Here is a 9134-nt window from a genome sequence, read left to right on the forward strand (position 1 = left end):
CCCGGATCTCTAATCTACTTGTCGATTTCACGATCAAGCTCTTCGCGCAGCGCCCGGCCCCAATGCCTGCGCCAGGGCCGTAGTGGTGAGGGTACCGCGAGACCGAGCTGGCCGGCTCTCCCGCGAATGGCATCCTGCGTCCGCTGCATCCGCCGGGCGATCGCGGCCGGGGGTTCGCGTGCGGCGATGAGCGCGCGCAATTGCGCATCCTCGTCTTCGGACCACTGCCGGCCGCCGTTCGCGCGCGCACGCGGGATCGTGGGCCGATCTTCTCCGCCATCGCCGGTCATCGGCGCTGCTTCCTGCCGTTACGGGCTGGTGGTTTGGCGGGCGATGGCTTCTTGCCCGCAAGCAGAGTGCGAAGCGCATCGTCGGCCTCACACATGCGGGCGTGGCTCGCTCGGCTCGGGCGGCCCCGAAACAGGAAGCCGACCATCCCCCGAAACTCGACGCGATGGTGCAGCCTGGTGCCGAGCGGATGCGGCGCCAGCTCGTAGCGTTCTACCTGCTCAAAGAAATGGCGGATCCCCATGGCCCACTCGAATGCGACATTGCGTTCAAGACGGGTGATCTTGCCCGGCGAATGCCGCTTGCGGCGGGTGCGCAGGTCGCTGGTGTACTCATAATCGATCTCCGCCCCGGCCTTGGCCTCGCCCGTCAGGCGGATGAACGGATGCCAAGTCTTGTAGCCGGGAAAGTCCGTCAGGATCCGCCAGACCTTAGCCGGCGGCGCGGCGACGGCGATCTCGTTCTCGACCGCGATCACGCGCCGCGGTCCCGATATGCCAGCAGCCGAAGCGCGTTGAACACCACCAGCAGCGTGGAACCTTCGTGCGCTGCCACCGCCGGGCCGATGCCGAGGCCCAAGATCGTCGCCGGGACGAGCAGGGCCACGACGCCGAGACTGACGAACACATTCTGGCGGATGATTGCGCGCGTGCTGCGGCTGAGGCCGACCGCGAACGGCAGGTGGGCGAGATCGTCTGCCATCAACGCCACGTCCGCGGTCTCGAGAGCCACGTCCGAGCCCGCGGCTCCCATCGCAATACCGACCGTGGCGTTGGCCATGGCGGGCGCGTCATTGACCCCGTCGCCGACCATCGCGACCTTGCCCTTGTCGCGCAGCTTGCGGATCGCATCGACCTTGTCCTCGGGCATCAGGTCGCCGATCGCTTCGTCGATCCCGACTTCGGCGGCGATGGCCTCGGCGACCTTCTGATTGTCTCCTGAGATCATGATCATCCGCGTGATGCCGAGCTTGCGGAGGCGAGCGAGGGTATCCTTGGCGGACTTGCGCGGCGTATCCATCAGGCCGATGGCGCCCAAATCCTTGTCGTCGCGTCGCACGATCATCGTGGTGCGCCCGCCCGAGCGCAGCTTCGCGATCGCGTCCGACATCTCGGCCGAGAGCGGGGCAACGCCGTCGCTGCCGAACATCTCGGCCTTGCCGATCAGGATCGTCGCGCCGTCCAGTTTCGCGCGGACGCCGCGACCGGTCAGGCTCTCCAGATCGCTCGCGGTCGGAATGGCCAGATCGCCAACGCGGTCGAGCCCGTCCTCGGCGATCGCGCGCGCCAGCGGGTGATGACTCAGCCGTTCGACTGCGACGGCGATGGACAGCAGGTCCGACTGGGATACGCCGTCGACCGGGATGACGTCGGTGATGCGCGGCCGACCTTCGGTCAGCGTCCCGGTCTTGTCGAACGCGATGGCGTTCAGCGAGCCGAGATTCTCCAGCGGTCCGCCACCCTTGACCAGCACGCCGCCGCGCGCGGCGCGCGCAACGCCCGACAGGACGGCGCTCGGCGTGGCGATCGCCAGCGCGCAGGGGCTGGCGGCGACCAGCACCGCCATCGCGCGGTAGAAGCTGTCGCGGAAAGGCTCGTCGACGACGACCCAGGCGAACAGCAACGCGACGGTGAGCGCCAGCACCGAGGGCACGAAAATCCGCTCGAACCGATCAGTGAAGCGCTGGGTCGGAGACCGCTGCGTTTCCGCCTCGCTCACCATCTTGACCACCTTGGCGAGTGCGCTGTCGCTCGACTTCCTTGTGACCTCGATCTCGATCAGGCCGCTGCCGTTTACCGTGCCAGCGAAGACCCGATAAGCGGACTCGAGGGTTTCAGGGGCAGCGGTCGCGGCAGCATGATCGACGACCGGCCGCTTGTCGACCGGCATGCTCTCGCCGGTGACGGGTGCCTGGTTGACGCTGCTGGTGCCCTTGATGAGGAAGCCGTCGGCCGCGATCCGCTCGTCGGGCTTGACGATCACGGTGTCGCCGATCTCCAGTTCCTCGACCGGGATCTCGGTCTCCTTGCCATCCCGGCGGACCAGGGCGGTCTGCGGGGCAAGCTCGGCCAATGCCTCGATCGCCCGCTTGGCGCGGCCCATCGCGTGATGTTCGAGCGCATGGCCAAGGCTGAACAGGAACAGGAGCAGCGCGCCTTCGGCCCAGGCCCCGAGTGCCGCAGCTCCGGCTGCGGCGACGAGCATCAGCGTGTCGATTTCGAAGCGCCTGAGCTTCAGATTATCGATCGCCTCGCGCAGCGTGAAGAATCCGCCGAACGCGTAAGCGCCGATGAAGAAGGCGAGCGGTACCCATGCCGGTGTGGCCACCAGCTTCTCGATCGCGAAGCCGATACCGAGCAAGGCGCCGCAGAGCAGCGCGAAGATCAGCTCGCTGTTCGGGCCGAAGATGCCACCATGTGCGTGTTCGTGCCCGCCTTCACCGTCGCCATGATCGTGATCGCCGTGATCGTGCTTCTCGCCGGGCTTGTGGTTGTGCTCCATGTCGTGCTTGGCCTCCCCTTGGCCCGGGGTAACGGGACGGGCTTTGGTGCCGTGGGGCTTGCGCTCATGGACGCCGATCTGGCCGAGGAAGCTGCGCAGTGCCTCTTCGGTGACTGCATCGCGGTCGTATTCGATCCGGATCATGCCGGCGGCGCTGGCTTCCGCTTCCAGCACGCCCTTCACTCGAAGCAATTGGTCCGAAACGCTGCGCGCCTTGCGCTGGTGTCCGATACCATCGACGTTCCAGGCGAGATGCCCGAACCGCTCGGTGAGCTCGGCCCCGGTGCCAACGACGATTTCGTTGATCCGGGCGAGCGATAACGTGTCCGGGTCGTAATGGACGCAGAGTTGGGCGGGCGCATTGGCCGCATCGCCCTTAACGACATGGACCTGCTCGATACCCGGCCTGCCGGTGAGCTCGCCCAACAGCCGGCCGACGCACGCATCGGCGGCATTCGGAATCTCTGGCAGGATGACGGGGATATCCAGGCGGAGCTTGGCGCTCATAGGTTCGATCCTTCACTGTGAATTTCGAGATTGCGGGGCGCGCTCATCCGAGCGTCTCTTCGATCAGCAGCAGGGCGAGGAAGCCGACGAAGAACATCGCGGTGACGAGCGGCGTGTCCTTCTTGGCATGGGCTTCGGCGAGCAGCTCCTCGGCGACGAGGTAGAGCAGCGCCATCAGGCCGAAGCTCAGGAAGCCGACGATGACCGGGGCGGGCAGCTCGGCAACCGACAAGCCGAGTGCGGCACCGCCGGGCAGGAGGAGCGCGATTGCGCCGACGATCCAGATGATCTTGGCCTTGGAGCGGATTGTCTCGCCCAGCTCGGTGGTCAGCGTGAGGCCGAGGAAGAGCACTTCAAGAGTGAGGGCGATGGTGAGGAGCAGGCCGGCCTTGGTGCCGACGACGAAGGCGAGCCCCAGCACAAGACCGTCGATCGCGATATCGATTGCGATGGCACCGAGCAGCGCGGCCGGCCCTCGGAACTGCCCTTCGAAGGCCTTCAGCCCCAGCATGGTCACCACGCCGAGCGTGCCACCGATGAGTGTCGCCGTCGTATAGGCGCCGTGCATGACCTGGGGGACGATCTCGGTCGCAGCGGCCGCGAACACCACACCCGCGGCGAGATGCTGCATCGCGCTCACCAACCGGGGACCCGGTGGACGGATGACCGCGAAGATCGACCCGAGCAGGATCGCGAGGAGTGGGATGATGGTGTAGCTCAGAACGGGCATCGAGCCCTCCTTGGCTGGTTGGATGCGCCGATGGCGGGCAAGGGTGCGACACCCGCCGATCGCGGCTCGTCCGAGCCGCGCGACCAGATGCCGCACCCCTTCATCAGGCCGCGTCCGTGCCGGTCAGAAGTGCGGTGTTGCCACCCAGCACCTCGACCGCTTCGAGCGTGATCAGCCCGATACCCTGCACGTCGGAGAGCGTCGCCGCGAAGCTGCGCAGCTTTTCCTCCGCGTCGATGATCTCGATGACGACCGAGCGATCGCTTTCGAGAACATGGCGGCGGTGCTGGTGTGCCGAATGGCCGAAGCCGATCAGCGCTTCCAGGATCGTCGCTCCCGCGAGATGTGCGTCGCGCGCACGACTGGCGACCACTTCGAGGACCTTGCGGTCCCCGAAATAGGCGGCTTCATCGGTATAGATGCGAAGGAGCCTGTGGTTCTGCATCGTCATTCTCCTTGCTCTACGGGTTGGGTGTTGCCCTGCGCCGCCACGCGCTCCTCACGGCGCGCCGCCAAGCGTTCGCCCCAACCGAGGACGACCTTGGAAATCGCAGGGAGGACGAGCAGCGTCAGGATGGTCGCCGCGATGAGGCCGCCGATGACCACCGTCGCCAGTGGCTTCTGCACCTCGGCACCGGTGCCGTGGGCCAGCGCCATCGGCACGAAGCCGATTGCCGGCACGAACCCGGTCATCACCACCGCGCGCATCTTCTCGGTGGTGCCCTCGATGATCGCCCGGCTGAGCTCCACGCCGGCATCGAGCCGCTCGCGGATCGCCGTCATGACGACGAGACCGTTGAGCACCGCGACGCCCGCAAGGCAGATGAACCCGACCGCGGCGGATACCGAGAAGGCGATCCCGGTCATTGCGAGGGTGAACACGCCACCGGCGAGGCCTAACGGCACCGCGAGGAACACCGCGGCCGCCCGCGAGAGTCCGCCAAGCGCCATGTAGAGCAGGCCGAAGATCACCGCGAAGCAGAGCGGCACGACGATCGACAGGCGCTGCGACGCCGCCTGCAGGTTCTGGAACTGCCCACCCCATTCGAGATAGGAGCCCGCCGGAAGCGCCACCTTGTCGACCGCGGCCTGGGCCTCGGCGACGAACGAACCCACGTCGCGACCACGCACATTGGCCTGGATGACCACGCGGCGCTTCCCGTTCTCGCGGCTGATCTGGTTCAGGCCTTCGCTGAACCGGAACTGCGCCACGCGCGACAGCGGCACGGACTCGCGCTTGCCGCTCACTTCGTTGGGAAGCAGGACCGGCAGGTTGGCGAGCGCGTCCAGGCTCTGGCGCGTCGTATCGGGCACCCGGACGGTGATCTCGAAGCGACGGTCGCCCTCGAACACCAGTCCAGCTTCACGCCCGCCCATCGCGGCGGCGACGGTATCGGCGACCTCCTCGACGGTGAGCCCGAACCGGGCAATCGCCGCGCGGTCGAAATTGACCTCCAGCGTCGGCGAGCCGCTGGTCTGCTCGGCCTTGACGTCGGCCGCTCCCGGGATGGTCTGGAGCGCCGCGACGATCCGTGTCGCGGTAGCGCCCATCTTGTCGAGATCGTCGCCGTAGAGCTTGATCGCGACGTCGCCGCGGACGCCGGCGATCAGTTCGTTGAAGCGCAGCTGGATCGGCTGGCTGACTTCATAGACCTGACCCAGCTTGGCGCCCGAGACCTTCTCGATGCGCGCCAGGACATCGGCCTTGGTCTTGACGCCGGCAGGCCATTCCTCCTGTGGCTTCAGGATGACGAAGCCGTCCGAAATGTTGGGCGGCATCGGGTCGGTCGCGACTTCGGCTGTACCCGTTTTCGAGAACATCAGCTCGACTTCGGGCAGGCTCGATACCGCCTGCTCGACACCCCGCTGCATCATCAGCGATTGTTCGAGGGCGACCGAGGGAACGCGGGTCGAGGCCAGCGCCACGTTCTTCTCGTCGAGCTGCGGAATGAACTCCTGCCCGAGGAAGCCGAACACGAAGATCGATGCAGCGAAGAACGCGAACCCTGCGCCGATGAACGGCCAGGGCTTGGCGACGGCCCGCTCGAGGAGTGGGATATAGCGCGTCTTCGACTTGGCGATCAGCCAGACTTCCTTCTCGGCGACCTTGCCGCGGATCAGCAGCGCGACGAGCGCCGGGACCAGGGTGAGCGCGAGGATGAAGGCAGCAACGAGCGCCAGCATGATGGTGATGGCCATCGGCGAGAAGGTCTTGCCCTCTACTCCGGTGAACATCAGCAGCGGCGCGAAGGCGAGGAGGATGATGGCCTGACCGAACACGGTCGGCTTGATCATCTCCTGGCTGGCCCGCATCGTCTCTTCGAGGCGTTCCCGAAGTGTCAGCAACCTGCCTTCATGTTCCTGTCGATGCGCCAGCCTGAACAGGCAGTTCTCGATGATGATGACGGCGCCGTCGACGATCAGGCCGAAATCCAATGCGCCCAGGCTCATCAGGTTTCCGGGGACCCGGAAGGCGTTCATGCCCATCGCCATCATCAGAAACGAGAAGGGGATGACGAGCACGGCGATCAGCGCGGCGCGCCAGTTGCCGAGCAGCAGGAAGAGGGCCGCCGCCACAAGGACGGCGCCTTCGGCAAGGTTGCGCTGGACCGTCGAGACGGTGGCGTTGACGAGCTTCGAGCGGTCGAGAACCGGCGTGACCTTGATGCCGGGCGGAAGCGATTTGGCAATGCTGTCGAGACGGTCGCGGACCGCGCCGGCAACGGTGCGGCTGTTCTCGCCGATCAGCATCAGCGCGGTGCCGATCACGGCCTCATGGCCGTTCATGCTGGCCGCGCCGGTCCGGAGTTCGCCGCCGATCCGGACATTGGCGACGTCCTTGATGGCGACGGGTATGCCGCCGCGCGTCGCGACGATGGCATCGGTGATCTCGTCGAGATCGCGGATACGGGCGTCGGCTCGAACGAGGAATGCCTCGCCGCCGCGGTTGAAGTAGTTGGCGCCGACCGCGAGGTTCGCGGCCTCCAGAGCCTTGGCCAGCTCGGAGAAGGAGATGCCATAGTTCGACAGCTTCACCGGATCGGGTTCGACGATATATTGCTTGGCGTAGCCCCCGATCGAGTCGATGCCGGCGACGCCCTGCACGGTGCGCAGCTGGGGACGAATGATCCAGTCCTGCACCGTTCTTAGGTAAGCAGCACGCGAGACATCGTCGGCGAGCCTGTCGCCCTCAGGGGTGAGGAAGCTGCCATCGCGCTGCCAGCCGGGCTGGCCGTCCTTGATGGTCGCGCCCTTGCCGCCAGGATTGGCGAAATCGACTGAATACATCAGCACTTCGCCAAGTCCGGTGGTGACCGGCCCGATCTGTGGCTGCACGCCGTCCGGGAGTGAATCCCGGGCCTGGGTCAAGCGCTCGCTCACCTGCTGGCGCGCGAAGTAGAGGTCAGTCTGATCGGTGAAGATCGCGGTGACCTGGCTGAATCCGTTGCGTGAGAGCGACCGTGTCGTCTCTAGGCCCGGAATGCCCGCAAGTGCGGTCTCGATGGGGAAAGTAACGCGCTTCTCGATTTCGATCGGCGAGAGGCCGCGTTCGACGGTATTGATCTGGACTTGTCGATTGGTGATGTCGGGGACGGCATCGATCGGCAGCTTGGTGAGCTGCCAGACACCGATGCCGGCGACGGCCAGGAAGAGCAGAAGCACTGCCCAGCGCGCGCGGACGGATAGTCCGATTAGACTTGCGATCATGGGTTCGTTCCCAAAGGCGGGTCGACCGCGTCGGCAAAGGCGACGCGGGACGCGATGATGTACGGAGCGGCGTGGTCGAGGCCGGCAGCCGGCCGGGCGCTAGGCCCGGCTGCTGTCGCTCGTGGCGCTGGCGCCAGCGTCATTCCTCTTCACCGGCGCCCTTTCCGAGCTCGGCCTTGAGCAGGAACGCCTGGCGCGTCGCGATCGTCTGGCCGTTCGACAGGCCGCTCAGGATCTCGACCCGGCCCGCGCTGCGGCGGCCGAGCGATACCGGAACCGCCTTGAAGCCGGCGGCGGTCCGGACGAACACGACGTCGCGGCCCTCGACCGACTGAACGGCTTCCTCGGGCACGACGATTGCCGTCGAGCTTTCGCCGCGGCTCGGCTTCAGACGGACGCGAACCGCCAGACCGGGCTGCAGCTCCCCGCCATCGACGTCGAGCACCGCAGTCGCGGCACGCGTCTCGCCGTTGAGAGTCGGGGTCACCGCGCGGACCCGCGCATTGACGGTGCGGCCGTTGGGCATCTCGACCACGGCGGTGTCGCCCGGTGCGATACGGGCCGCATCGACCGAGCCCACAGACGCTTCGACCTGGACCAGGCGCGGATCGGCGACACGGAACAGTTCCGCCTCGGGCTGGACGAAGGCACCCAGCGTCACGGTGGCAACCGTGACCCGGCCGGAGATCGGACTCGTGACGATCACGCCGCGACCATCGCTGGTGACACGGGCTGCGCCAGCGGACACCTGGGCTCGACGCACCTCGGCCTGTGCCGCAGCATAGTCCGCCTCGGCACGCTCGAGATCGACCCGCGCCGAAACACGCTGCCGGACTAGATACCGTTCGCGTTCGAGATTCTTGCGGGCCAGCTCGGCCCGGGCATTGGCAACCGTCCGCTCGGAGGCGAGCTGGGCCGCGTCCCGGCTTTCAACGATCGCGAGCGGTTCGCCCGCACGGACGCTGTCGCCAAGGCGCTTGAAGACGCGGATGACCGCGCCTCCCGCTCTGGCGGTGACCACCGCTTCGCCGTTTGGCGATGCGGTGACCGTGCCTTGCGCGACTACCTCGGCACCGAGGCCGCCAGCATTGACGGTTTCGGTCTCGATGCCTGCCGACTTGATCGCCTCGGCGGTCATGGCGACGCTGTCAGGCGTCGCTTCTGCCTTGGCCGGTTCCGCCTTGGCGGCTTCCTGAGCCACCGGTGCCGATGGCGCCGTCATGCGAGCGACGGAGAAGCCCCCCACCGCGGCGACGAGCACGGCCGCGCTGACGCCGCCAAGGAGGCGCTTGTCATTGAAGTTCATTGCATGTCTCCGGAAAGCGAAGGGGCCGGCGTCGTCAGGCGCGCCAGGCGGGCTTCGGCATCATGATAGGCAGCGAGTGCATCGATCTGGGCG

At 66.8% G+C, this 9134-nt stretch carries 7 protein-coding genes; all 7 read right to left on the reverse strand.

Annotated features, from left to right (window positions below; all coding sequences use genetic code 11):
- Positions 1–14 precede the first annotated feature (14 nt).
- The 7 genes from BGP17_RS20230 to BGP17_RS20260 all read right to left on the reverse strand — a co-directional run bounded on the left by BGP17_RS20230 (position 15) and on the right by BGP17_RS20260 (position 9041).
- Complete coding sequence (locus BGP17_RS20230) at positions 15–290, reverse strand: hypothetical protein (RefSeq protein ID WP_286713379.1); 276 nt, start codon at positions 288–290, stop codon at positions 15–17.
- Complete coding sequence (locus BGP17_RS20235; protein ID WP_286713380.1) at positions 287–766, reverse strand: SRPBCC family protein; 480 nt, start codon at positions 764–766, stop codon at positions 287–289. The genes BGP17_RS20230 and BGP17_RS20235 overlap by 4 nt, the downstream gene beginning before the upstream one ends.
- Positions 763–3297: a heavy metal translocating P-type ATPase gene (locus BGP17_RS20240; RefSeq protein ID WP_286713382.1), complete on the reverse strand. Its 2535-nt coding sequence runs from the start codon at positions 3295–3297 to the stop codon at positions 763–765. Before BGP17_RS20240 ends, BGP17_RS20235 begins: the two co-directional genes overlap by 4 nt.
- A 43-nt stretch (positions 3298–3340) precedes the next feature.
- Positions 3341–4027, reverse strand: coding sequence for a ZIP family metal transporter (locus tag BGP17_RS20245; protein ID WP_286713383.1), 687 nt, complete (start codon positions 4025–4027; stop codon positions 3341–3343).
- 103 nt (positions 4028–4130) lie between these two features.
- The gene (locus tag BGP17_RS20250) at positions 4131–4472 is read right to left on the reverse strand and encodes a DUF190 domain-containing protein (RefSeq protein WP_380925914.1); all 342 of its coding nucleotides are present in this window, start codon (positions 4470–4472) and stop codon (positions 4131–4133) included.
- A gap of 2 nt (positions 4473–4474) precedes the next feature.
- Positions 4475–7735: an efflux RND transporter permease subunit gene (locus BGP17_RS20255; RefSeq protein ID WP_286713384.1), complete on the reverse strand. Its 3261-nt coding sequence runs from the start codon at positions 7733–7735 to the stop codon at positions 4475–4477.
- Between the two features lie 139 nt (positions 7736–7874).
- A complete protein-coding gene (locus BGP17_RS20260) occupies positions 7875–9041 on the reverse strand; it encodes an efflux RND transporter periplasmic adaptor subunit (protein WP_286713386.1) in 1167 nt (388 codons plus the stop codon).
- Positions 9042–9134: the final 93 nt, after the last annotated feature.

The organism is Sphingomonas sp. 67-41, from assembly GCF_001899725.1.
Classification (GTDB): Bacteria; Pseudomonadota; Alphaproteobacteria; order Sphingomonadales; family Sphingomonadaceae; genus Sphingomonas; species Sphingomonas leidyi.